General features: G+C 41.3%; 24 protein-coding genes. 7 read left to right on the top strand and 17 right to left on the bottom strand.

Going from position 1 to position 26,415, the window contains the following annotated elements; translation table 11 throughout:
• Window positions 1–112: 112 nt before the first annotated feature.
• The 4 genes from UE46_RS06105 to UE46_RS06090 all read right to left on the bottom strand — a co-directional run bounded on the left by UE46_RS06105 (window position 113) and on the right by UE46_RS06090 (window position 2,446).
• A complete protein-coding gene (locus UE46_RS06105; RefSeq protein WP_036063031.1) occupies window positions 113–559 on the bottom strand; it encodes a hypothetical protein in 447 nt (148 codons plus the stop codon).
• 40 nt (window positions 560–599) lie between these two features.
• The gene (locus UE46_RS06100) at window positions 600–1,052 is read right to left on the bottom strand and encodes a hypothetical protein (RefSeq protein WP_036063030.1); all 453 of its coding nucleotides are present in this window, start codon (window positions 1,050–1,052) and stop codon (window positions 600–602) included.
• Between the two features lie 107 nt (window positions 1,053–1,159).
• Window positions 1,160–1,507 (bottom strand): hypothetical protein, encoded by a 348-nt coding sequence (locus UE46_RS06095; protein ID WP_036063028.1) that lies wholly within the window; start codon window positions 1,505–1,507, stop codon window positions 1,160–1,162.
• Between the two features lie 276 nt (window positions 1,508–1,783).
• Window positions 1,784–2,446: a class A sortase gene (locus tag UE46_RS06090; RefSeq protein WP_036063026.1), complete on the bottom strand. Its 663-nt coding sequence runs from the start codon at window positions 2,444–2,446 to the stop codon at window positions 1,784–1,786.
• Between the two features lie 987 nt (window positions 2,447–3,433).
• On the opposite strand from UE46_RS06090, the gene ltaS reads away from it, so the two are divergent.
• From ltaS to kdpDN, 7 genes are all read left to right on the top strand, one after another.
• Window positions 3,434–5,422 carry a lipoteichoic acid synthase gene (gene ltaS, locus UE46_RS06085; RefSeq protein WP_036063022.1) on the top strand — a complete coding sequence of 663 codons (1,989 nt, stop codon included), beginning with the start codon at window positions 3,434–3,436 and terminating at the stop codon, window positions 5,420–5,422.
• 118 nt (window positions 5,423–5,540) lie between these two features.
• Window positions 5,541–6,779, top strand: a complete 1,239-nt coding sequence (locus UE46_RS06080; RefSeq protein WP_036063019.1) for a dicarboxylate/amino acid:cation symporter — start codon at window positions 5,541–5,543, stop codon at window positions 6,777–6,779.
• A 381-nt stretch (window positions 6,780–7,160) separates the two neighbouring features.
• The gene (gene kdpF, locus UE46_RS16475; RefSeq protein WP_077912602.1) at window positions 7,161–7,298 is read left to right on the top strand and encodes a K(+)-transporting ATPase subunit F; all 138 of its coding nucleotides are present in this window, start codon (window positions 7,161–7,163) and stop codon (window positions 7,296–7,298) included.
• 19 nt (window positions 7,299–7,317) lie between these two features.
• Window positions 7,318–8,991, top strand: a complete 1,674-nt coding sequence (gene kdpA / locus UE46_RS06070) for a potassium-transporting ATPase subunit KdpA (RefSeq protein ID WP_036063016.1) — start codon at window positions 7,318–7,320, stop codon at window positions 8,989–8,991.
• A 6-nt stretch (window positions 8,992–8,997) separates the two neighbouring features.
• Window positions 8,998–11,034: a potassium-transporting ATPase subunit KdpB gene (gene kdpB / locus UE46_RS06065; RefSeq protein WP_036063014.1), complete on the top strand. Its 2,037-nt coding sequence runs from the start codon at window positions 8,998–9,000 to the stop codon at window positions 11,032–11,034.
• Between the two features lie 12 nt (window positions 11,035–11,046).
• On the top strand, window positions 11,047–11,601 hold the full coding sequence (gene kdpC / locus UE46_RS06060; RefSeq protein ID WP_036063012.1) for a potassium-transporting ATPase subunit KdpC: 555 nt from the start codon (window positions 11,047–11,049) through the stop codon (window positions 11,599–11,601).
• A 17-nt stretch (window positions 11,602–11,618) separates the two neighbouring features.
• Complete coding sequence (gene kdpDN / locus UE46_RS06055; protein ID WP_036063011.1) at window positions 11,619–12,770, top strand: KdpD-like non-kinase potassium sensor; 1,152 nt, start codon at window positions 11,619–11,621, stop codon at window positions 12,768–12,770.
• Window positions 12,771–13,202: 432 nt separating this feature from the next.
• Here the strand turns inward: kdpDN and UE46_RS06050 are convergent, their stop codons facing one another.
• The 13 genes from UE46_RS06050 to UE46_RS05990 all read right to left on the bottom strand — a co-directional run bounded on the left by UE46_RS06050 (window position 13,203) and on the right by UE46_RS05990 (window position 26,409).
• Entirely contained in the window at window positions 13,203–13,856 is a 654-nt protein-coding gene (locus UE46_RS06050) for a TetR/AcrR family transcriptional regulator (protein WP_036063009.1), read from the bottom strand.
• Between the two features lie 15 nt (window positions 13,857–13,871).
• A complete protein-coding gene (locus tag UE46_RS06045) occupies window positions 13,872–15,038 on the bottom strand; it encodes an ABC transporter permease (RefSeq protein ID WP_036063065.1) in 1,167 nt (388 codons plus the stop codon).
• Window positions 15,038–15,763: an ABC transporter ATP-binding protein gene (locus UE46_RS06040; RefSeq protein WP_036063006.1), complete on the bottom strand. Its 726-nt coding sequence runs from the start codon at window positions 15,761–15,763 to the stop codon at window positions 15,038–15,040. Before UE46_RS06040 ends, UE46_RS06045 begins: the two co-directional genes overlap by 1 nt.
• Before the next feature lie 341 nt (window positions 15,764–16,104).
• On the bottom strand, window positions 16,105–17,025 hold the full coding sequence (gene coaA, locus UE46_RS06035; RefSeq protein WP_036063063.1) for a type I pantothenate kinase: 921 nt from the start codon (window positions 17,023–17,025) through the stop codon (window positions 16,105–16,107).
• A gap of 71 nt (window positions 17,026–17,096) precedes the next feature.
• A complete protein-coding gene (locus UE46_RS06030; protein WP_036063004.1) occupies window positions 17,097–17,939 on the bottom strand; it encodes a TIGR03943 family putative permease subunit in 843 nt (280 codons plus the stop codon).
• A gap of 15 nt (window positions 17,940–17,954) precedes the next feature.
• On the bottom strand, window positions 17,955–18,971 hold the full coding sequence (locus UE46_RS06025; RefSeq protein ID WP_036063002.1) for a permease: 1,017 nt from the start codon (window positions 18,969–18,971) through the stop codon (window positions 17,955–17,957).
• A gap of 148 nt (window positions 18,972–19,119) precedes the next feature.
• Window positions 19,120–19,563 (bottom strand): VOC family protein, encoded by a 444-nt coding sequence (locus UE46_RS06020; RefSeq protein ID WP_036063000.1) that lies wholly within the window; start codon window positions 19,561–19,563, stop codon window positions 19,120–19,122.
• A 113-nt stretch (window positions 19,564–19,676) separates the two neighbouring features.
• Window positions 19,677–20,750: an ABC transporter substrate-binding protein gene (locus tag UE46_RS06015; protein WP_036062998.1), complete on the bottom strand. Its 1,074-nt coding sequence runs from the start codon at window positions 20,748–20,750 to the stop codon at window positions 19,677–19,679.
• A complete protein-coding gene (locus UE46_RS06010; protein ID WP_036062995.1) occupies window positions 20,747–21,553 on the bottom strand; it encodes an ABC transporter permease in 807 nt (268 codons plus the stop codon). The genes UE46_RS06015 and UE46_RS06010 overlap by 4 nt, the downstream gene beginning before the upstream one ends.
• A complete protein-coding gene (locus tag UE46_RS06005; protein WP_036062993.1) occupies window positions 21,550–22,359 on the bottom strand; it encodes an ABC transporter permease in 810 nt (269 codons plus the stop codon). Before UE46_RS06005 ends, UE46_RS06010 begins: the two co-directional genes overlap by 4 nt.
• A 3-nt stretch (window positions 22,360–22,362) precedes the next feature.
• Complete coding sequence (locus UE46_RS06000) at window positions 22,363–23,454, bottom strand: ABC transporter ATP-binding protein (RefSeq protein ID WP_036062991.1); 1,092 nt, start codon at window positions 23,452–23,454, stop codon at window positions 22,363–22,365.
• Window positions 23,455–23,467: 13 nt separating this feature from the next.
• On the bottom strand, window positions 23,468–24,010 hold the full coding sequence (locus tag UE46_RS05995) for a helix-turn-helix domain-containing protein (protein WP_118907474.1): 543 nt from the start codon (window positions 24,008–24,010) through the stop codon (window positions 23,468–23,470).
• A 338-nt stretch (window positions 24,011–24,348) separates the two neighbouring features.
• Window positions 24,349–26,409, bottom strand: a complete 2,061-nt coding sequence (locus UE46_RS05990; RefSeq protein WP_036062989.1) for a Na+/H+ antiporter — start codon at window positions 26,407–26,409, stop codon at window positions 24,349–24,351.
• Between the last annotated feature and the right edge of the window lie 6 nt (window positions 26,410–26,415).

Genomic DNA, 26,415 nt, shown 5'->3' with positions numbered 1-26,415 from the left:
GTCGTATCGTTATTGCTTGTTTTCTCCGTTTTATATAAAAAAACAATAACGCTAATTATTATTGAACTTTTTTCAAAATTTCACCTCCATGCTAGATTACAATCAAAACCTATCAAAAAAACGGAATTAAGCTTCTTTTATACATTTTCAATTTAACTACCTCTTCATATATTTTATTACCCTTCTCCCAAGTTATCTTGATTGCTTGAACCTCGTCTATATCTGGACCATCATAAAATGTCATAGGATCAGGGATAGTCCGGCCGTCAAAATTGCCAGCTTTCTTATTTTTCAAATCGTGCTCCTCAAGGAAATTAACAGATTCGCCATCCATCATCATGTCCACTTGTAAAACTTTCGGTTCTGTAAGTCCGCGCCATTTTATATAACCACTCCAAGGATGGTCTGTTGAATCCGTCACTCCCGCAGCTCTCGGTTTATAGACAACTTTCCAATATTCACCTTTTGAATATACAATAGCTGGTTGCAGCAATGAATATGTTATCCAACTGCCTAGAAAAATAATCACAATTAACCAACGATATTTCTTTTTTGTCATGATAAAGCTCTCCATTATCTAATGATTTAAATCCTCCACCTCAGAACAGTGGTTTTACGAAATATCTTTTCTTCCAATATAAGTCCACTAATTCTGATTTCATAGTGCCATCTTTTTCCCATGTGATTTTAAACGTTGTACTATCACCCAAAACCTCTTTTTTAGGCGGATTATAAAATGTTTCATTATCTATCAATTTCTTCCCATTAAAGTTACCAGTTTCAACCGCTAGCATTTCTTTATCAAATAATGGATATGCTTCCTTGCCATCCTTCTGTTCAACTTTCAACAATTTAACATCGTTCATGTTCCGCCATTTTATGACACCCCTCCATGGATACTTCTCCGTGTCTGCTTCATCACCTTTTCTTGGTTTGTAAACTATACTCCAATTTTCACTACTACCTTTAAGAATTGGTGGTTGATTGAGAGAAATTCCTACATAAATTAAAATTACACTTAACGCTATTCCAGTACATATTTTCTTTTTCATGTTTCCTCCATACATTTTTAGTTTTAACTATACTACTCAGTCTGCCATAAAAAGTAGCCAAGTAATTATTGGTGTACATACAGATAGGTACTATCCTTCAATATTTCTTAATTATTATCCTTTGACGGATATTTAACCTCAACTTCGGTACCCTCTTCTTTAGAATAGGGACGAAATAGTATGGGTTGTCCTTTTCCTGTATAGAAATACTGGTACACGACCCCTTCTTTTTCACCATCAACTTTTATTCGTTTGATATAATCACCACTAAACTCCCAATCCCAAACATAGCTTATATCACGTATTTGATCAAAAGGTATACCCTGCTCTAGTACATAAGCATCATTTTTTTGCTCTGCGTGATTTTTAGAATATAAGTGGAGTATGGTGGCACCGATAACCAATGTGGCCAAAAACCCAATAATACCAATTATTACTATTGAACGCTTTTTCAAAGTTTCACCCCATTTAAGTCAGATGCCTTCATCCACTGTATTGGCTAAGATAGTAGTTAGAATTTATCACTATATACCCAATTTCCAATTCACATCCTAAAAGTATCATGAACATTCGAAGTAAGCAATTACATTTCGAACTTCTTTAGGAAATATTTAGTTTCAATAGCGCTTTCTTTATCATTTTTTTAGAAACATAGTCTTATAGAAGTTCATCACAAAAAAACACGCCCAACACAGAATCCAAGATCCCATGTCAAGCGCACTTCAAAAATCTTATTTAAAATACTTATCCTCTTTCTCCTTCGTCAGTTTCTCCGTCGAAACTAACTTTCCAATCGCAACAAAACGTTGATCCGTCTCAGTCGCAACATCACACGTAATCAAAGTAATCTGCGGCTCTTTCGTCTCATCAATCACGCTAACTTCCGTGTCTTTAATCACTTCCGTCTTCGTCACTTCATACGTATAAAGATTCGTTAAATCCGTCAAGTAAACCTTTGCGCCTTCCTTGACATCCATCAATGGTCCAAGTAACATCGAACCATTACGCATATGATGCCCAGCAAGCGGGTAGTTTCCTTTCCCCATGACCTGATCTGGTCGCATCGTTGTCGCACCAGCAAGTAAGTTCGCCGTATTCGTTCCTTTTAAGACCATTAAACTAAGATCTACGCTTGGAATCGCGATCGAACCAACAACTGCCTCCTTGTCATAATCCGTTGCACCTTTCACAACCGATGACATCGATGGTAATTCCACACTTGCAAAATCAAAAGTTGCATCTCTATTCTGATTTTTATCAATTGTTTCCGCACTGTAATTCGTTACCGAGTCCCGCTCACTTAAATACTTCACAATCCCGCTCTTAATAAACGGAGAAAGCACAAGAACCAGCCCGATAATTAAAATAATAATAGCAATCGTTTTCTTCAATATATACTCCTCCTTGCTGTTTCTATATTATATAGTAGGAAGAGCGTAGAAAGCAACTAAGAAAAGCGGAAACGGCCCGTTAGCTCCGACAAAATTTGTTAGGGGGCGTAGACAAATCCCTCCCTTGGATTTTTCGGAGGCACCGAAAATTTCGAGGAGTTGGCCGTTGGAGCTGGATCCAACGAAAAGCAGAAACGGCCCGCCTAGCTCCGAAAAAAACTGGAACGGCCGCAGTAAAAAGCCGCTCTTGCTTTTTATGGAGGGCGTGAAGTTTTCGAGGAGTTGGCCGTTGGAGCTGGATCTAATGAAAGGCGGAAATAGCCCGTTAGATCCGACAAAATTTGTTAGGGGGCGTAGATAAATCCCTCTCTTGGATTTTTCGGAGGTACCGAAAATTTCGAGGATCTGGCTATTGGAGCTAGATCCGAAGGCGCAAACATCAACAAACTCCTAAATTCAAGACATCACACTCTCTAGATCTCAAAACTTCAACAAAAACAAAGCGTACTTCCAAATCTATCCGTAACCCCACTGGCGGTCCGATATTTGCTCAACGTTCATTCTAAGTTCGGCGTATAAGAACCACTGATGGATTACATACTCGCTTCGCTCTCATGCATATTGAGGCTCTAAATCGTCAAGGGATGCCTCATAAGAGCCACAACAAAAGGGAAACACCCCACTGCCTCACCACTACTCCATGCATTTTTTTATACACACATTCTTCACCTTCCCTTCACAATTCCCCCTCATCACCAGCACAACTCCAAACCAAGCTCCACTAACCCATTTTCGCTCTCTTATGCCATTTCTAGAACATATCAGCCTCAAGACGCATGTTTTTTAGTTTCATTTTTGTTAAGGTTATGTTACTATTAGATTAACGTGGGTTTGGAATTAGCGTGATGCTTGTTGCATTTAGAGCCCAGTTTTTTTTATTCTTTTTCGACAAAAACAATACTAAATGAGAGTATTAGAAGAGGTGAACATATGAACGAACAGAAAGGAAAAGTCCTTAATTTCTTGAGTAAGAACTACGGATTTTTTATTCTAGCCGTCATCCTATTTTGGCTGAAGACATACATTGCATATCAAACAGAATTTAATCTTGGTATTGAGAATGCCATGCAACAATTTTTACTACTTATTAATCCACTGAGTTCGGCTGTGTTCTTTTTAGGACTTGCCCTATTCGCAAAAGGTAGACGCTCGTTTATCTGGATTATCGTCATTGATTTCCTCATGACGTTTATCTTATTTGGAAACATGGTTTACTACCGATTCTTCAGCGATTTCATTACGTTGCCGAATATGAAAGAGGCGTCAAGCCTTGGTGAACAAAGTGGTAGTATCGGCGCCCTGCTTAGCTGGACCGATGCACTTTACTTCCTAGATGTTGTGTTCTTGATCGGATTGCTTGTCTTCCGTGTCGTGAAACCTGACAAAGAAGCGCGCATTCGTGCTCGTAAAACAGTCGGTGTCTTGACGCTTGGTGTCGCAATGTTCTTCGCTAACTTAGGACTTGCTGAAATTGATCGTCCGGAACTTTTGACTCGTACTTTTGACCGCACGTATATCGTGAAATATCTTGGTATGACGAATTTCCAAATATATGACGCTGTGAAAAGCACGCAGAACTCAACGCAACGAGCGCTCGCTGATAGTAGTGATGTCAATGAAGTGTTGAACTATACGAAATCCAATTATGCCGCGCCAAACCCAGAATACTTTGGTAAAGCGAAAGGCAAAAACGTGATCTACATTCACTTGGAGAGCTTCCAACAGTTCTTAATTGGCTACAAACTTCACGGTGAAGAAGTAACACCATTCATCAACTCGTTCTTTAAGGACAAAAATACATTTAGCTTCACGAATTTCTACCATCAAACCGGTCAAGGGAAAACTTCCGACGCCGAAATGATGCTTGAGAATTCTTTATTCGGACTTCCACAAGGTTCTGCCTTCTCAACAAAAGGTAAGAACACATACCAATCTGCGCCTGCTATTTTAGGTCAGCAAGGATATGATTCCGCTGTATTCCATGGTAACTATAAGAGTTTCTGGAATCGCGATGAAATTTACAAACAGTTTGGCTACAATCATTTCTTTGATGCTAGCTACTACGATATGAACGAAAAAGACGTTTCGAACTATGGCTTGAAAGATAAGCCGTTCTTCCAAGAGTCAGAGAAATATATCCAAACATTGAAACAACCATTTTATGCGAAATTCATCACGCTAACAAATCACTTCCCTTATCCAATTACACCGGAAGAAGCGACGATTGCACCTGCTGATACTGGCGATTCATCCGTGGATAGCTATTTCCAAACAGCGCGTTATTTAGATGAATCCGTGAAAAGCTTCGTTCAGTACTTGAAAGATAGCGGTTTGTATGAGAATTCGGTCATCGTTATGTACGGCGATCACTATGGTATTTCTGATAATCATGCCCAAGCAATGAGTAAAGTGCTAGGCACGGATTACGACGCTTATCAAAACGCTCAAGCGCAACGTGTGCCATTCATGGTCCGTGTTCCAGGCGTGGAAGGTGGCGTAAAAGATACGTACGGCGGTGAAATTGATATTTTACCAACCTTGCTTCACTTGCTAGGTACCGATACGAAAAACTACGTACAACTCGGTAATGACCTGCTTTCTAAAGATGCAAAACAAGTTGTACCATTCCGAAACGGTGATTTCATTACCCCTGCTTATTCCATGATTGGTGGCAAGTTCTACAATCAGAAAACAGGCGAAGAAATCACAACAGAAACCGCTACTATGAAAGCGACAAAAGAAGGGGTAGCCAAAGAGCTAGAACTTTCCGATGAAGTGTTACAGGGCGATCTACTTCGTTTCTACACACCAGAAGGTTTTAAAGAAACCGATCCTTCGAAATACAACTATAACAACAAAAATAAAACAACAAGTACAGATAAAGAAACAACAAACTCAACAGAAACCGAAACAAAATAAGTATTTCAACCTCTGACGCACAAATGTCAGAGGTTTTTCTTATGACTTTTCCAAAAAAGCTTCCCTTTCCTCGCTGTAAATGCTATTCTATAAAAAGATAAAGGGAGGTTTACTACATATGAAGATACTAAAAAACTATGCTTTCAGTTTGTTCCTGATCGCAGGAATTATAATTGGTGGTGCAGCTGGCCTCATTTTTGGTGATAAAACAGCTGTTGTCAAACCAATCGGTGAAATATTCCTAAACTTGATGTTCGTCGTCATCGTACCGCTTGTCTTTTTAAGTGTCTCCTCTGCCATTGCGAACATGCAAGGTATGAAGCGACTTGGCAAAATTATGGGCACGATTTTTGCGGTTTTCTTTTCGACCGCTTTGATCGCTGGTGTCATTGCATTTATCGGGACAACCATTTACAACCCGCTAAAAGGTGTCGACATGACGCAGATCATGAAAAATTTACCGGCAGCACCCGAAGCACAGAGTTCAACAATTGGGGAAACGCTCGTAAAGACATTCACCGTACCCGATTTTCTAGACTTATTTTCTAAATCTAATCTATTACCGCTTATCGTATTCTCGATCCTTCTAGGCCTTGCTACATCGATGGCAGGCGCAAAAGGAAAACCAGTAGCAGATTTTTTGAATGCCGGTACCGAAGTTATTTTAAAAATGGTCAAGGTCATTATGTACGCCGCGCCAATTGGTCTCGGTTGTTACTTTGCTGATACAGTAGGTAAACTTGGACCTCAAATTATTAACGGTTATTTGAACTCTTTCTTACTCTATTTAGTGCTTGCCGTTGTTTATTATTTTGGCGCTTTTACGTTATATGCTTTCATTGCGGGTGGACCGCTTGGTGTCAAAGTATACTGGAAAAATGTGATTACACCATCGATTACAGCGATTGCAACATCTTCTAGTGCCGCTTGTATTCCAGTGAATTTACAAGCAACGAAAAAAATGGGCGTGCCTGATGATATTGCTGAAACCGTTATTCCTCTTGGGGCCAACACACATAAAGACGGCTCGGTTATGGGCGGTATTATCAAAATCATCTTCTTGTTCACCCTCTTTGGGAAAGATATGACGTCCCCGATGAGTATTCTCGCCATTCTCGGTGTAGCTTTCCTTGTTGGAGCAGTGATGGGCGCGATACCAAGTGGTGGTATGACCGGAGAATTAATGATCTGTGCCGTATTCGGTTTTAATCCCGAGCTTGTTGGTACAATTATGATTATTAGTACGATAATTGATATACCTGCAACATTACTCAATTCCACAGGAAATACCGTATGTGCGATGCTTGTTAGTCGCTTTGTCGAAGGTAAAAACTGGCTTTCAAAACAATTTGCATAGTCTTACATGAAGCGAAAAGAAGTTGTTCAGACTTCTTTTCGCTTTTTTATTTTGTCTAAGACTGTGGCCCATCCTCGCTTCTAAAAAATCTTTTAAATTATGGTTTACTTTTGTGAAGATTAGGAGTATGATATGTCGCATAGCTCAAAAATAGAAATAATAGTTCACTTGGTTAAGTACTGGTATAACTGGTGTTTCACGATTTTTGATCGGCTATATTTTAAAATTGATAATCGATTTTTCAACAATTTCATAACGCGCAAATGTCGAGAATCAGAGCTTGCATTTTGCGATGAGTAAAAGGGAGATGACATGACATGTATCTAGCCAACTGACAAAATTGTTGGAGGAAGCTAGTACGTCCTGACTTATGATCCGCGGATGAGAAATCTGGGGTATTTTTTTTATGACGGAATAATTGTTAAGTGGGAGGATTTTTTTATGATTGCTATGTTGATAGTTTCAATTCTTGTGTTGGGTTATTTAGTTTATGCGCTAATCCATCCAGAGAAATTTTAATTAAGGGAGATAGTACGACATGGAAATTTTGCAAATTGTTGTGGTCATTTTGATTTTATTTTGCTTAATCAAACCGCTTGGAACATACATGTACCATATTTATGCGGGGACAGCGACAAAGGGAAATCGCTTTTTTGGAAAAATCGAGGCTGGCATTTATCGCCTTGCTGGCTTAAAAGAGCGCCCATCAATGTCATGGAAACGGTACGCCTTTTCACTTTTATTACTGAATGGTGTATTCATTATTTTCGGTTTTTTAGTTGTTTTTATGCAAGGCTTGTGGGCGAATCCTACTGGTTTAAAGGGACTCGATCCAACGCTTGCTTTTAATACGGTGATTAGTTTTATCACCAATACGAATCTACAACATTACAGCGGGGAAACGGCGCTGACAAATATGACGCAAATGATTTTTATCACGATGATGATGTTTACGTCGGCAGCTACAGGGATTTCTGTTGCCATTGCATTTATTCGTGGGATAACGAGTAAGAGCACGACGCTTGGCAATTTTTATGAAGATTTCACGAAGACGATTATTCGATTACTGCTTCCGTTCGCGTTTATTTTGACGCTGGTACTGGTAGCTTTAGCGGTTCCTCAGACACTCGCTAGTTCGCAAGTAGCAACAACATTAGAAGGCGTGAAGCAAACGATTGCGCTTGGGCCCGTTGCTTCGATGGAGGCGATTAAACATCTGGGGACAAACGGCGGCGGCTTTTTTGGAGCCAACTCTGCGCATCCTTTTGAAAATCCAACACCACTTACCAATGTGCTTGAAATGCTGGCGATGTGGTGTATTCCCGCCTCTCTCACCTATACTTACGGACGCTTTGCTAAAAATCAAAAACAAGGTTGGGTCATTTTTTCAGCCATGTTTATCCTATTCCTCGTTTTCTTAAGTCTGATTTTCATGTCTGAAAGAGCGGGAAATCCTGTTTTAACAGAGCTTGGCGTTTCTACTTCGCAAGGTAGCATGGAAGGCAAAGAAATGCGATTTGGGCTTGCTGGTTCGACGCTTTTCAGTACGATTACAACGGCCGCAACGACTGGGTCGGTTAATAATATGCACGATACCTTGACGCCCCTCGGTGGTATGGGAACGCTCGCGCTGATGATGCTAAACGTTGTGTTTGGCGGTGATGGTGTTGGTTTAATTAATATGTTGATGTACGCGATGCTTGGCGTTTTCCTGTGTGGTCTTCTAATCGGTCGAACGCCAGAATTTTTAGGTCGCAAAATTGAACCTAGAGAAATGAAGCTGATTACGCTGACACTTCTCGTTCATCCGATTATTATTCTTGTTCCCACGGCTATTGCGCTCCTTACGACGGCTGGAACAGATGCGATTTCCAATCCAGGATTTCATGGTATGACGCAAGTTTTATATGAGTTTACTTCTTCTGCTGCAAATAATGGCTCTGGCTTTGAAGGCCTTGGTGATAACACAGCATTTTGGAATATGACAACAGGGATTGTGATGTTTTTAGGACGCTATCTATCCATCGTTCTATTACTCGCTGTCGCTGGTTCGATGACACGCAAGCAATTTATTCCAGAAACGATCGGTACGTTTAGGACAGATAATGGTTTATTCACCGGCATTCTCGTGATGGTCGTGCTTATCATTGGCGCCCTCACATTCCTACCAGTACTCGTTCTTGGTCCAATTGCGGAAAGTTTAACTTTATAGGGGTGTATGAAAATGGAGAAAAAAAACGTGTTATTTAACCGAGAAATGATGCTCACTGCTGTAAAAGATAGTTTTGTGAAATTAAATCCAGCGACGATGATTAAAAATCCCGTCATGTTCGTTGTTGAAATTGGAACATTTGTCGTCTTATTACTCATGCTCTTCCCCTCCTTTTTTGGGACAGAAGGCGCATTTGGATATGAACTTGCGGTATTTCTGATTTTATTCGTCACCATTTTATTTGCCAATTTTGCGGAAAGTTTAGCAGAAGGTCGTGGTAAAGCACAGGCTGATTCACTCAAAAAAACAAAGCAAGATACGACCGCGAAACGTGTTCAAGCGGATGGTTCGATCAAAGAAATTTCGGCGACAGAATTGCGTAAAGGTGATATTGTCCTCGTGGAAGTTGGCGACCTTATCCCGAGTGACGGAGAAATTATTGAAGGCCTCGCATCGATTGATGAATCGGCTATTACTGGTGAATCCGCGCCAGTTATCAAAGAAAGTGGCGGTGATTTTGCCTCTGTGACTGGTGGCACGATCGTGCTTAGCGACAAGATTAAAGTCCGCATCGAGAGCAATCCCGGCGAATCTTTCCTTGATAAAATGATTTCCATGGTAGAAGGTGCGAAACGACAAAAAACGCCGAATGAAATCGCGCTTACTATCCTGCTCATTACGCTCACCATCATTTTTCTGATCGTTGTTATAACGCTCTACCCGATTGCCCGTTTTAACGGTGTGGACCTCTCTATCTCGACACTCGTGGCACTGCTTGTTTGCCTGATTCCAACAACCATCGGCGCGCTTCTTTCCGCCATTGGGATTGCTGGAATGGACCGTGTTACCCGATTTAACGTCCTTGCGATGAGCGGGAAAGCCGTCGAAGCAGCTGGTGATATTAATACAATAATTTTAGATAAAACGGGAACGATCACTTTTGGAAATCGGATGGCGAGCGAATTTTTACCAGTTGGTGGTCATACAGTCGCGGAGCTTGCTCAAATTGCTGCGATCAGCTCTTTAAAAGATGATACACCTGAGGGAAAATCAGTTTTAGCGCTTGCGAAACGAATGGAAATCGATTATCCCGATGATACAACCCAAATCGCTGAAGAAATCGAGTTTCAAGCAGAAACACGAATGAGCGGTATTACATTACAAGATGGTCGCAAAATTCGTAAAGGCGCAGCGGACTCGATTAGCGGCTGGGTCGCACGCCTTGGTGGTGTTTTACCCGCAGAAATGCAAGAAGTCGGCGATAGTATTGCCCGACTTGGTGGGACTCCCCTCGCAGTTTCCGTTGATTCAGAAGTCTATGGTTTTATTTATTTAAAAGATACCGTGAAACCGGGCATGCAGGAACGATTCGCCGAGCTGCGCAAAATGGGAATCAAAACTATCATGTGTACTGGCGATAACCCGCTGACAGCCAAAACAATTGCCGCAGAAGCTGGCGTCGACGATTATATTGCAGAGTCCAAACCTGAGGATAAAATTCAAGTCATTAAAGATGAACAAGCCCTTGGAAAACTCGTAGCGATGACTGGTGATGGTACGAATGATGCGCCTGCACTCGCTCAAGCCGATGTTGGTTTAGCAATGAACTCTGGTACGATCGCGGCAAAAGAAGCGGCGAACATGGTCGATCTTGATTCCGATCCTACAAAAATCATCGAAGTCGTGTCCATTGGGAAACAATTATTGATGACACGCGGTGCTTTGACCACGTTTAGTATTGCTAACGATATTGCCAAATACTTTGCGATTATTCCAGCAATGTTCGCGATTGCAATTCCAGCAATGGATCGTCTCAACATTATGCAACTTGGCTCCCCTACTAGCGCGATCATTTCGGCACTCATTTTTAACGCCCTGATTATCCCGATGTTAATACCACTCGCAATGAAAGGCGTAAAATACGTACCAATGAAAGCTAGTAAACTACTCAAAAAGAATCTATTTATTTATGGACTCGGCGGCGTGATTGCCCCATTTTTCGGTATTAAAATAATTGATCTGGCCGTTTCGGTCTTCATTTAGGGGGAAAACAAGATGAAAGCACTACGTTTAGGCCTTATCTTCATCGTTATCTGCGGGCTCGCCTATCCACTCGCAGCGACTGGCGTGGCACAAGTCCTTTTTCCGAGCCAAGCAAATGGTTCGCTGATTGAAAAAGATAACACGGTCATCGGTTCCAAATGGATTGGACAAGATTTCACAGCGGCTAATTATTTTCACGGTCGCGTTTCTTCTATCGCAAACGACGCCAGTGCTAGTGGATCGAAAAACTTAGCTGCCTCTAATCCAGAACTTAAAAAGCGCACAGAAGCAACGATCGCACAGCTCAAAAAAGACAATCCAACGATGAAAAATACAAATATCCCCGCTGATCTTGTCACAAACTCAGGTTCCGGCCTTGATCCTGACATTTCAGTTGCCAGCGCTAATTTGCAAGTGGATCGTGTGGCTATGGCTAATCAACTTGACCACACCACCGTTTCAAAACTGGTTTCCGATAACACCACTAACCGTTCGCTTGGAATTTTTGGTGAACCTCGTGTGAATGTTTTGCAATTAAATCTAGCCTTAAATGAGCTATTAGATTAAGGAGGGGCCGACAAGCTATGACCGAAGAAAATGATTTTTCCTTTCGCCGTAAAAGTCCCGAAGAAATTCTCGCTGAAATCGAACGCTTGAAAAAAGGGAAACTGAAAATTTACATTGGTTCTGCGCCTGGCGTTGGTAAGACGTATCGAATGCTCTCCGAAGCGCAGGATTTAAAAAAAGAAGGTATTGATGTCGTGATTGGCCTTGTCGAAACCCATAAGCGGCAAGAAACCGCGGATATGATTGGCGAGCTTGAGACGATTCCACTGAAGCAAATAAACTATAAAGGCACGACTTTTTTTGACCTCGATGTCGAAGCTATTATCGCGCGGAATCCCGACGTTGTTATTATTGACGAGCTGGCGCATACGAATATTCCTGGTTCGAAGCATAGCAAGCGATATCAGGACGTGCTCGATATTCTTGACCACCGAATTAATGTCCTGTCCGCCGTGAATATTCAACATCTGGAAAGTTTGCATGACGCCGTTCAGACGATTACTAGTGTGAAGGTGCGCGAACGTATTCCAGATCATCTTCTCGACGTGGCAAATGAAGTTATACTGATTGATGTCTCCGCTGAAACCCTTCAAAAACGGCTACGCGAAGGGAAAATATACGAGAATCATAAAATAAGCCAATCACTAGAAAATTTCTTTACACAGCGAAATTTATCGGCATTACGTGAAATGGCATTACGCGAAGTCGCGGACGATGTGGACGATAAAGCCGATAAGACCGCAGCCATGATACGCGCTGCCGCGATAAATGAGAAAATTTTGGTTTGCGTTAAAAATGATGATAATGCTGAAAAATTGATCCGTCGCGGTTGGCGGATATCCAATCGATTACGCGCAGAATTGTTTATTTTAACGGCGATATCTGGTACGTGGAATGATCTTGATCCATATACTCGAAAAAAATATGAGGCTTGGAAGAAACTCGCGAATGAATTTGATGCACATTTTATTGTGGAAACGAATCATAATCGCAAAATTTTCAATGTGATCACAGATGTGGCCAAGCAGCATCATATTACGCAGATTATTCTTGGTCAATCAGTGAAAACGCGATTGGAGGAGCTCGCAAAGGGCTCCGTCGTGAACGCAATTATGCGCGAGACAGATGGAATTGATATTCACATCGTAGCAGATTCTCGGAGGAATTGAGAAGAACGTAAAAAAGCAAAAACCAGGGATTGTGGTTTTTGCTTTTTTGGAATCATTTGCCGATTTTGAGGTTCAATACGTAATGCTTCTGAAGCTGAATTTGGAATTAGTTCTTGGTTTTTTAATGATGTTAAGAGGCTAGAAAGGTTGGGATCTCTATGTTTGTGTGTTAGTTGTAATTTGTCACCTTCGGATCCAGCTCCAACGGCCAGATCCTCGAAATTTTCGGTACCTCCGAAAAATCCAAGAATGGGATTTATCTGTGCCCCCTAACAAATTTTGTCGGATCTAACGGGCCGTTTCCGCTTTTCAACGGATCCAGCTCCAACGGCCAGATCCTCGAAATTTTCGGTGCCTCCAAAAAATCCAAGAATGGGATTTATCTGCGCCCCCTAACAAATTTTGTCGGATCTAACGGGCCGTTTCCGCCTTTCAGTTAATACCATCCAGTATATACGTCACCGTCCGCTCTACTTCCACGTCGTCGTCCCAATCGGCGTCTGGCATGATCATGAATCGTGTCACTAAAAATCCAACGATATTCGTAATCAAAGCTCGCATAATCGTACTCGTTGGCATATCGTTAATCTCTCCGCGCTCTTTATAAAATCCAATAATTCGATCGAACTGCCCCTTCACATGTACCATGAAAATTTTTGAAAATTGCTCCCGCATCTCCTCATGGTACAATAACTCCTGCATGTATATCTTAATCACCTGACTATTCTCACGCGCGAACTCAAAGCGATTTCGCACAAGTGATCCAAGAAATGTACGGAAATCTGGGTACTCTTGTTCAAAAACCTCTGCCACAAAAGTTCGTACCAAAAATGGTGCCACACTATCAATCATAATCGGTACAGTAATCGATGTCAGCAAATCTTTTTTCGTCTTATAATGTCTGAAAATCGTCCCCTCCGCAACGCCAGCTCGTTTGGCAATCTCACTCGTTGATGTTGCCGCAAATCCGCGTTCTGCAAACAGTTCAATAGCCGCTGCTACAATTTTTTTCTGCTTATCGCTCATTTTTTTATCCTGCTCGGCTACCTCAAGCATCTGTGTCAGAATATCTTTACTTTCTGTCATTATCGCCATTCCTTCCTATATTTTACGATATTTTTTCAATGCAAAAATGTTTAGAATCATAAATACGAGCGCAAATCCTACTAAAATGTAGAAATCTGTTGCAAAAGACGCAAAGCCCTCTCCTTTTACCATAATCGATGTAAGCGCGTCTGCTCCGTAATAAAGTGGCATGATATGCGCGATCCACTGCAACCAATCCGCCATTCCTTCTAACGGGAAAATACCGCAGAATAGGACTTGCGGAACAATGACAATCGGGATAAACTGCACAATTTGGAACTCATTATTCGCAAATGTCGATAGCAATATTCCAAGCGTCAATGCCACCATAGCGAGCAATAAAGTGATCAATAAGACGTACCAAATCGAGCCTAGTTGCACCATATTTAGCACATGAATCGAGTACAACGCAACGATAACCGATTGTGCCAAGGCAAAAATACCAAATCCCAATAAGTACCCTGTTTCGAGCTCCCAGCGTTTGATCGGCGTCGCCATTAATCGCTCTAAAGTCCCCGTCGTCCGTTCTCGTAAAAACGAAATACCCGCAATTAAAAAGACAAAGAAGAAAACAAAGAATCCTATAAAAATCGGCCCAATCGTATCAAAAAATGTCGTATCCGCATCTCCGTAAATGTAGGCCGTAGAAATCGATAATTGCTGCTGATGCGGAACGTTCAAATCCAATGATGGCAACTCTAACTTCTGTCCTGTTTGGGCTTCATATTGTTTCGCAAAGGCTCCTAGCGATTGCTGTATTTTCACGCTCGCCTCTTGCATCGAAGCACCTAATTGTTTCATCGCGTCTTTTTGTTCCGCCATCAAAGCCGCCTGCAATTTCATCTGAATTTGCTTACTAACACCAGGATCACTGTTTTCAAAAGTAAGTTTTACATCCGAACCATCCTGTACAATAAAACCGTCTAATTTATCTGAAGTAATCGTATCCTTGACATTAGCAACCGAATCGTACTCTTTCACCGTGATATCCGTGTCCTTCAGTTGCTTCACCATCTCTGTCGAAACACCCTCGACACCAACTTTCGGATTCACCGCGTCCCCATCAAATAAATAATTAATGAGCGTTATCAAAATGAGTGGCGCAATAAACATCAACGCCAGCGTCCTTTTATCCCGTCTAAATTGATTCGCAATTCGCTTTACAATCGCCATCACACGCATCATGATTTCGCACCTCCAAATTGTAAAAAGGCATCTTCTAATTTTCCAGTACTCGTCTGCGCTTCGAGTTCAGCGGGCGTTCCAAGCGCGATAATTTTCCCATCACGAACCATGGCTAACCGATCACATTTTTCAGCCTCATCCATCACGTGCGTCGTTACTAGAATACACTTTCCTTCCGCCTTCAACATATCAAGTTCGTCCCAAATCGACTTCCGAAGCTCCGGATCAATCCCCACAGTCGGCTCATCCAAAATAAGTACATCCGGATCCTGCAACATCGATATCGCGAGTGACAATCGTCGTTTCATACCTCCCGAAAAATCACTGACCTGTTTGTTCAGCTCACCCTCTAAATTAACTAATTTCGCCGCATAAGCAATCCGTTCTTTGCGCTTTGCTCCCTTTAAAGAATACAATGCCGCGAAAAACTCCATATTCTCCTTCGCTGTCAAATCAACATAAAGCGCGTCAGATTGGGCCATATAGCCGATATTCGCAATAACACTAAGATTTGGCATTCGTTTATCTAAAACTGTTACCTCGCCAGATTCACCTTTTTCCATTCCGACAATCACTTTGACCAGTGTCGTTTTACCAGCACCAGATGGCCCTATTAAGCCAAATATTTCACCTTTTGGTACTTCTAATTCAATATCCGTCAAAATCTTTTTCTTGCCCAATGTCACATTTAAATCCGTCACACGAATTGCTGCCTCTCCCATTTCTCCAGCCTCCTTAGTTCTATTAAAATGCCTCTCACTAAAATGAGTGATTACTCACTTTTTATTTTACTCCAAAAAAACAATTTGTAAAGAAAAAACACTTGAAGGCGAAACATTAAGAAGTGAAGACGACAGGCGTTCTAACCTCAGCCAATGGATTACCTATTCACTATGTTCATATGCATATTGAGGCTCTAATTCAGCAAAATACGCTTCATAAGAGCCACAACAAAAACCCCGATGACTTTGAGCAGCTCCGGGGCTTCTTTGTGTGTCCGATCATTCTTTTTCCTACAAACCGCCTAACACATTTTTTCAATTCTCTTCTCCGTCATCAGACACTATTTTCTCAAATAAACATCCGAAATTAAATGATCGGCGCCCTTTTTCAAAATCAGCTGGGCTCGATATTTCGTCCGTTCAATATTCTCCTTTAAGTTCACCCCGTTAATCTTATCCCAAGTATCCAAAGCAAATATGCGCGCCTCTTCTTCTGTGATTTTCGTATAACGGTGAAAATAAGAGCTAGTATCTTGAAAAGCCGTTTCGCGCAACATAAAGAATCGTTCTAAATACCAACGCTTAATCTCCGTTTCCTCCGCATCCATATAGATCGAGAAATCAAAGAAATCACTAGGAAAAACGGCTTGTTCCGGATCTACTTGTAACACGTTAATGCCCTCTACGATAATAATATCTGGCTGGCTGATCACGCGTGTCTCCTCTAAAACATCATACGTAAAATGAGAATAAAGCGGGACTTCCACATTCTCTTTATTGCTTTTCAAATCGTTCAAAAAAGCCACAAAACGAGTGCGATCATAGCTCTCGGGAAAACCTTTGCGCTCCATCAAGCCTTTTTCTTCAAGCACTGCATTGGGATACAAAAAACCATCCGTCGTAATCAGTTCCACCTTGCGCGTTTTTGAAAACCAGCGATCCAGCATAATTTTGAGTACGCGAGCCGTCGTACTTTTTCCAACCGCAACGCTTCCAGCAATACCAATGACGAACGGTGTGTGTGTCGCATGTCGTTTCAAGTATTCCATTTTCTGACCATGAATAAAAACTTGCTCATGGTAGTGAATCGCTAACAATTTGACAAGCGGTAAATATATTTCAGCGATATCTTCCAAAGAAATACGATCATTTAACCCTCTGATATTCTCGAGTTCTTCCGCTGTTAACATTTGGTCTTTACTTACTTCCAGCTTACGCCAATCCTCGCGCGGAAAGTGAAAGTAGGGTGAATAATGATTCATATTCATTTCCATCCTTCTCTAGTTCGTTTTTAGACAAATTAAGCATAACGCATGTGAAGCATTTCCGCAACCTAATATTTGCGATATACATACACATCTTTCGGTTTTGGAATCTCGCCATATTTTGTTACTTGCACAGCCGGGATATCCATTTTAAAAGGGGCATAATATTCCTGTTCGATCACGCCATCCACTTTTATCCACGTATCATTGCTCAAATCACGCTCACCATCAGGAAGGTGCACGAGCATGCCGTAGACGCCAGAATCCGCCACACAATGAATAATGCCGAAACGGAAAACAAACAGATTGGCGCCCTTCGTCACGGGATCATTATACACAAAGCCAGTAAATTCAATCCGTTTGCCTTCAAACTCGCCTGGATAACTATAAATAATCTCCATCGTCATCAAATAATTCGCGTCCGTGACCTTAATCGGATCATCATGAATAATCGCCGCTTTTTCCTTCGCAATCATTTTATCATAATCTGATTTACCAAAATAACCACTCGTATCCGGCTTTAAAAATTGATTCATCGCGTAAGGATCGTCCCCCGCCGCGTTATTCTTCGGAAAATGAAAACCTTTTGCGTCCACAATCGTCGAATTAAGCGTCGCGATTGGAAACATAAATCCTGCAACCAATGGATAAATAAGTAAACCATAAACCAAAATCTTTTTCCAAAATGTATTCTCGCCATCGTGCGTATGCCCCATATGATCATGGTCTTGCGCCAAATCCTCGTCACGGAAAATCATGATTAGTTGCACCAATCCAAGTAAGAAAGCCGCAACCATTGCCGCCAGCGAAAGATACGCATACTTCATATTAATGTATTTGCTGATATCGCCTGTGATATGTAGCTGCATCAAGTAGAAGGCGAATCCGAATAAAATAAACACACGAAACATTAAAACGCCCTCCTTCTAAATTAATAATGCATAAATAAACACAGTAACGGTTACACCAACCACGATAAAAGCAACAAACTTCGCTCTAAAAGTCGCCAACATCATCATTAAATTTTTAATATCCAACATCGGTCCAAAAACAAGAAATGCCACAATCGACTGCGTGGAAAAGACGCTACGGAATGACGCACCAATAAAGGCATCCGCTTCCGAACATAGCGACAGGACAAACGCCAAAACCATCATTAAAAGAATCGACAAAACAGGCCCATGTCCAATCGAAACAAGCGTCGATGTCTTAATGTACGTTTGCATGACCGCTGCAAGTAAAGCGCCAAACACAAGAAATTTCCCAACAGAAAAAAACTCATCGACAGCGTGTTGCAATGTATGCCAAACCTTCTCTTTCATCGACATTTTCGCTTCATCGTGTTCATGATGATGATGGTGATGCTCGTGCTTTTCCACCGGCATTGTATCTGCTGAACCACTTGCCATCGCGCCTACACCAGCGACCGCCATCACTGTTTGCGGCGCTTCTTTTTCCTTGCGCTCACTCGCTGTTTCATACAATACAAACTTCTCTTTCAAACCCTCACCTTTATAAAAATAAGCAATCGCGTTTCCCACAACCATCGCGACGACTAGACTCCCTAAAACACGTAACAGCGGTACTTCCCACGTGCTCCCAAACGCTACATAGGTCGAAAAAAGCACTACTGGATTGATGATCGGCGCCGTTAACATAAAGGCAATTCCAGCGTGAAGCGGCACCCCTTTTGCGATCAAATTTCGGACGATCGGCACAATACCGCATTCGCATGATGGAAAAAATACACCAATGAGCGAACCTACAATCACCGCTAAAAATCGATTTTTCGGCATAATCTTAGCAATAAACGCCTCAGAAATAAACATTTGAATAAAACCTGCAATAAAAACACCAATAAGTACGAACGGTAAAGCTTCAATCATAATCGAAATAAAAATCGTATTCATTTGTAAAAAAGAATCTGGTAAATTTTGAAACATGTGTTCACTTCCTTGCCAAATCTGTTTTTGCTAAGCTAACCTCTTGATTCTATGCTTATTGGGAAAAGAAATCAAGTTGTAACGGATCAAAAAAACAGGCACATCCTCCGATTACTCATGAGGACACGCCTGTGTTTACTATTCTATATTACTTCAATTTAGAATACGGTTGTGCATGGAACATCCAGAGTAAGCCGTATTTATCTTTAATAATTCCCATTTTACCACCCCAGAATTTCTCTTCCAGTGGATCAATGATTTCAACACCGCTATCCGTGACGTTCTTGTATAGCGCGTCCAGTGCGGCTACTTCTTCTGCATCTTCTGAATTGAAATCAAACATCAATGTTGTACTCGACGAAAACGGCTCACCTTTTCCAAAACGGTCGCTACAGAAAATCGTGTTACCCAATACAACAAATCCACCATGAATCGTTGTATCTTCTAGGTTCTCCGTCGACATGCCCCATTCTTTCGCCATGTTTTCATCCATTTGATTACGTTCCAGTAATGTGGCACCAAAAACCTCTTTGTAGTACTCCATCGACTCTTTTGCGTTCTCAAAACTTAAATAAGAATATAATTTTGCCATTTTCTTTGTGCCCCTTTCAAATTAAGTTACCTCTGGATTATAGTTGATGAAAGAACTGAATACAATGAAAAACTAGCGAAAACAGTAAAGTTGGGAGACTTCTCAAAATTGGTCTACTTCCGGTACATCTTAAACTCTAAAAATAATTCATTATAATGCGCCAACATCTTCTTACCAAGATTATCGTAGACCTCTAAATTTTCTAATTGGTCTGGTTCAGGATAGAAGCGTCGATCACTCGAAATTTCTTTTGGCAGAAGTTTCACGGCAGCCTCGTTCGGCGTTGCATAGCCTACATATTCCGCATTTATAGCTGCATTCTCAGGTTTTAACATGAAGTTAATAAATTCATGCGCACCGTCCACATTCTTCGCCGTTTTCGGAATAACCATATTATCAAACCACAAATTCGAGCCATCCTTTGGAATCACGTACTCCAAATCCTTGTTTTGACTCAACATCTCAGAAGCCTCACCAGAGAACGTCACCGCTACTCCAGCCTCGTCTCCTGCCATCAAAACTTTAATCTCATCACCAACAATCGCTTTCACATTCGGCGTCATTTCTTTTATTTTCATCAACGCCTCTTGCAACTCCGCTTCATTCGTGCTGTTCAGCGAGTAACCAAGACTGTTCAAACCAAGCCCCATCACCTCACGCGCACCATCGATAAGCATAATCTGATTTTTAAGTTCTGGTCGCCACAAGTCATTCCAAGTCGTGAACGGAATATCGTGAATCATCTTCTTGTTGTAAATAATCCCGAGCGTTCCCCAGAAGTACGGCATCGAATACTTATTCCCTTCATCAAACGATAAATCCATAAAGCGCGGATTTAAATATTTCATGTTCGGTAATTTCGATTTATCCAGCGGAATGAGTAGATTTTCCTCACGCATTTTACTAATCGCGTAATCACTCGGAACCGCAATATCAAATGTGGTCCCGCCTTGCTCAATTTTCGTCATCATCGCTTCATTCGAATCAAATGTTTGGTAAATAACCTTAATCCCCGACTCTTTTTCAAATTTCTTCAGTAAATCAGGATCCACATAATCGCCCCAATTGTAAATCGTCAGCGTGTTCCCACCCGAATAACCTTCCGATTTGTTCAAAGAATAGGTGAGCCCCATCATGAGTAGCGCCGCAACCACGACGATACCAAAAATACGAACTAATTGCTTCATTTTTTAGGCACCTCCAAAGCTTGCGCTGTTTTCGCATTGCGCTGATTGATGAAGTAATACCCAATCACAAGGATTATTGTAAATAGGAACAATAACGTCGAAAGTGCATTGATCGAAAGTGAAATCCCTTGTCGTGCTCGTGAATATATCTCAACAGATAGCGTCGTAAAGCCATTCCCCGTTACAAAGAACGTCACAGCAAAATCATCGAGTGAATACGTTAATGCCATAAAGAATCCTGCAAAAACACCAGGTGCGATATACGGTAAAATAACTTTACTGAGCACGTCCCATTGGCTTGCACCTAAGTCCCGCGCGGCATCGATCAATGTCGGACTCATCTCTTGTAATTTTGGCAGAACCATTAACACTACAATTGGAATACTGAAAGCAATATGCGATACAAGCACAGAGATAAAGCCGAGTTTCACACCTAAAATCGTGAAGAAAATCAGGAAGGAGGCACCAATAACAACATCTGGGCTCACAATCAAGACATTATTCAAGCTGAGCAATGAATTTTTCGTAAAAGGGCGTGGCATATAACGAATCGCAAGCGCTCCAAGTACTCCGAAAATCGTTGCAACCACGGAAGAAAGCAAAGCAATCACAAACGTGTTAAGCACGATAATCAGCAATCTCGTATCCTGAAAAACCTCTTTATAATAATCGAGCGTGAACCCGCTAAAGTGGCTCATATTTCCTGCTTCATTGAACGAATAGAACATTAAATAGAAGATCGGTGCGTATAAAACAAAGAATACGACAGCTAAATAGATTTTTCCCCATTTGTTTTTCTTCATTTCACCGCCCCTTTCTTACGTTTTGCGCCTGAAATAAACATGATAATAAACATCGCGATAATCAAGAATACGCCGATTGTTGAACCCATTCCCCAGTCCTGCGTCACTAGGAAATGTTCCTCAATCGCTGTTCCAAGCGTGATGACGCGGTTTCCGGCAATCAAACGCGTGATCATAAAGAGCGATAGAGCTGGGATAAAGACCGCTTGACATCCCGCTTTTACACCATCAAGCGTGATCGGAAATACGACCCGCCAAAATGTCGTCCAACGAGAAGCACCTAAGTCTTGCGCTGCATTCGTTAGCGACGGATTCATTTCCTCAAGCGCGTTATAAATCGGTAAAATCATAAATGGAATAAAAATATATGTCGACACAAACAAGAAACTAAAATCCGTAAACAAGATCTGCTTCGTGCCAATCCCGATAAACTCTAAAAACTTATTTGCCGTCCCGTACGTCCCAAATATCCCCATAAACGCGTAGGCTTTAAGCAATAAATTAATCCATGTCGGCAAAATAATCAACAATAACCAAAGCTGTTTATGCTTCAATTTTGTCAAGACTAGCGCCGTTGGATACGAAATTAATAACGTAAATAACATGATCAAAAAAGCATACCAGAACGAGCTCACCGTCATTTTCAAATAGACTGGCGTAAAGAAATTCACATAATTAGAAAACGTAAAATTGCCGTCAATATCGAAAAAAGAGTAGTAGGCGATCAGCACGATTGGCGCAATAACAAACAGCAAAATCCAGAAGGCATAAGGAATTAGATAAAAAGTACGCGCTCGTCTCGTCATCCCTTACGCCTCTTCATAACTTTCTAGACGGGCATCAAACTCTTCTTCGGTTTCTCCAAGACGCATAATATGAATCGCCTCTGGATCAAATGCCAGCCCTAATTTTTCACCAATTCTTGCTTTTTTAGTGGAATGCACCAGCCACTCATTGCCGTCCTCATCCACACAACCAATTTCATAATGCACCCCGCGGAACAAGACCCAATCCACCGTTACGCGCAGATTTCCTTTTTCCTCGGTCGTAATTTCCAAATCTTCTGGGCGAATAATGACCTCGATCACCTCATTCGGATTAAATCCTTGATCGACACATTCAAATCGGCGTTCCACAAACTCTACTTCAAAATCCTGAATCATCCGACCCGAAACGATATTCGACTCCCCGATAAAGTCTGCCACAAAGCGATTAATCGGCTCATCATAAATATCCATCGGCGTCCCACTCTGCTGAATCTCACCCTTGTTTAATACAAAAATTTCATCGCTCATCGCCAGCGCCTCTTCTTGATCATGCGTCACAAAAATAAACGTAATGCCCAATCGGCGTTGCAAATCACGTAACTCATACTGCATCGCCGTCCGCAATTTCAAATCAAGTGCCGAAAGTGGCTCATCTAATAAAATAACTTCTGGCTCATTCACAATCGCGCGCGCAATTGCCACACGTTGACGCTGACCACCAGACATCTCCGTGATTTCTCGTTTTTCATATCCATCTAAATTCACAAACCGCAATGCTTCCATTACCTTCTGCTGAATCACATCTTTTTTCAGCTTCTTAATCCGCAAACCAAAAGCCACGTTCTCAAAAACATTCAAATGTGGAAATAAGGCATAATCCTGAAAAACCGTATTAACTGGTCGCTTATTCGCGGGAATATCATTGATGACCTTATCATCAAGAAAAATCTTGCCATCACTTGCCTCTAAAAAACCTGCAATTAGGCGTAAAATCGTTGTTTTACCACATCCAGATGGGCCCAGAAGCGTGTAAAACTTTCCTTTTTCAATCTCAAAACTAACATTATTAAGTACTGGTGGATCATTATCAAACTGCTTTGTCACATTTTCAAAGCGAATAATTGTTTCTGCCATTGTTTATTCCTCCTTACAAATACGAATCCGTCGCCACTAGAATCAGCGTCGCCGGCTTGTCTTCTTCATTACAAATTTGGTGTTCATCGGAAGCATGGAAATAAATCGCCTCACCTTTTTTAGCGATATATACTTTCTTACCTAATTTAATCGTTACTTTACCTTCTAATACATAGGCAAACGTCTCCGATAACGAAGGTTCAAAATGCTTAAATGCTCCTTTTTCAAAAAGCGATAACAAAACAGGCTCCATTTCCTTCTCATTCGATTCTGGCACCAACCATTTCGCTTGATAGCCTCTATCTGTATCTTCAAAAAAAGTATGTTCATCCGCGCCATAAACCACCTTTTGCTCCTGCTCTTCTTCATCAAAGAACTCTTTTGGCGTACATCCCAGCACTTCTAAAATATCGAATAATGTTTCAATAGACGGTGAGCTTAGATCACGCTCCAGCTGCGAAATATAGCCTTTGGAAAGATCCGTTCGTTCACCAAGCTCTTCTTGCGTTAGATTTTTGCTAAGTCGTAAATTCTTAATCCGTTTACCAATATCCATAGTCGCAACCTTTCTACATAGTTTAGTATAAGTAAACTACAAGTCATTATTGTTTAGTAAAAGTAAACTCCGTGTTTACCACAGCAAAGTTCATTATACAGCACAGCTCCTTATGTAGCAATAGTTTTTTCAGTTTTTTTTCAAAAAATATCGCTACATAAAATGAGCATTTGATATCAAAATTTATGGTGACTCCGCTATTCGGAAAATCGCTTTTTACTTCATGTTCTCTAGGATCATGTCACGCTACTTCAAAGCCTCCAATCGCAACATTTTTACCCTGTTATTCCACAACACGAAAATACCGAATCAGATATTCCATCCGATTCGGTATTTTCTTACGCTAATTCTTCACTTCCAAAATAATACGTCTCATATAAGTTCAAGTTTTGCCTCATATCACGTACTAGATCTCTTGAAATCTTTCCTTGTTCAAAAAGCTCTTGCAGTACATCTCGCTCGATTTGTATCGCTTGGAGTTGTACTTCTTTTTTATTTTTCTCGAACCGCGCTCTGGATTTTGCAGAACCAATATCGCGTCTCATTTGATCAAGTAATCGCTTATTCTCATCAATAAGTGGCCAAATTACTGCTTGATTTGAATCGTCCAACATCGATTTTAGCCTATCTGTTATCAAGGCAACATTTTTCTCACGCAATTCTCGAATTTCTTCCATCATCTTTTGACTTTGTTCTGGGTTTTGTTTCATTTCATTGAATCGCGCCTTTGCCTCTTGCCATTGTTTCGGATGGAGGATCTGGCGTGTCAGTCGTTTAAACATCAAGCTCGTCGTTCCAGAACGTGTTTTTGTCTTACGCGCTAACGCCTTTTCCATCGCATCAATATATTTCTTATAACGACTTGCTGTTTGATGGCTTGTTTCACCACGACTGGCTAATAAATCCGTATTTTCTCTTTCCCATTTCAAAATTTGCAGACGCAGTTCTTGCTGAGCCTTCGCAACTTCTCTTTGCTTACTCAGGTCCATATCTTCTTTAAGAATACCACGCATCCGACCTCGGTAATCTTCCACCACTACTTCTGTCGCTAGTTTATTCTCCGTCGTTACCTCTTTATTGAGCTCCTCGATAACCTTCCGACAAACGCTTACTCTTAGGGCTTTCTCAGCGCGCGGACTGTCTGTCGTTGTCTCATCTTTTCGAGCTAACATCGGTAAAATTGCAGTGGCAATAATAAGCGAGCATAAAATAACACCCGATGCGATACAAATGATTAGGGACCGCTGTGGAAATGGAGTTCCATCGCCAAGCACAAACGGGATCGAAAGTGCCGAGGCAAGCGTTACCGCACCACGTACACCTGATAAAGACGTTAGTACCGTGGCTCGTAAATTTAGCTTACTAGTATCTTCTCGTTTTAGCATATGAGGAATCAGCCATCCCAAATGAATCCATAAGAACCGGATCGTGATTAAACTGAACGTAATTAGCAACACGTAGAATATAACCTGCCAGTTACTCACACCAGAATTTTGCCACACAACTTGAATGATATCTGGTAATTGCGTGCCTAATATAATAAAGACTAAACCGTTCAACACGAAAATAATAACAGACCACGTACCCTGAGATACCACGTTTAATTTTACGGTCATCGGGTCCATTTTTCGTTTTTCAAAAGCGTGCATGATTCCTGCTGCAACTACAGCTAAAATCCCAGAAACGTGCAATTCTTCCGCTACTAAATAAATGACAAATGGCGTCAAAATCTGAATTAACATATGTAACGTCACATCTTCCATACCCAGGCCACGTATCCATTTTAGGAATTTAAATTTAATAAAAGTCAAAACCAAACCACAAATAATACCGCCAACTGCGATAATGACAAAACTGACAGATGCGCTCCAAATGGAAAATACGCCGGTCACCATTGCCGCAATCGCAAATTGAAAGGCAACAAGTCCCGAGGCATCATTCATTAAGGCTTCTCCCTCTAAAAGATGCGTGATTTTCTTCGGCAAATCAATCCGTCCTGAGAGCGAACCCACTGCTACTGCATCTGTTGGAGCCAATGCCGCTGCAAGTGCAAAAGCCGCTGCCAATGGAATCGTTGGAATCATCCAGTTCACAAAATACCCAATCACAAGCACGGTCACAAACACAAGTCCCAATGCCAATGCTAAAATCGATGCGCGCAGATTCCACAATGCTTGCCTGTCCGTTCGTTTCCCATCATTAAACAACAATGGCGCGATAAATAGCACCAAAAATAATTCTGGATTCAATTTCAATTCAAATGCTAATGGTAAAAAGGCCACCAAAACGCCTAGCCCAATTTGAATTAATGGTATCGACACAAACGGAATAAACCGGTTCACAACGTTCGAAATCAAGATTGTTGCTAGCATTATTAATACGTAATAAAATATGTCCACCCTTTT

This window comes from Listeria weihenstephanensis (assembly GCF_003534205.1).
Classification (GTDB): Bacteria; Bacillota; Bacilli; order Lactobacillales; family Listeriaceae; genus Listeria_A; species Listeria_A weihenstephanensis.
This window is presented reverse-complemented; position numbering and strand designations above follow the sequence as displayed.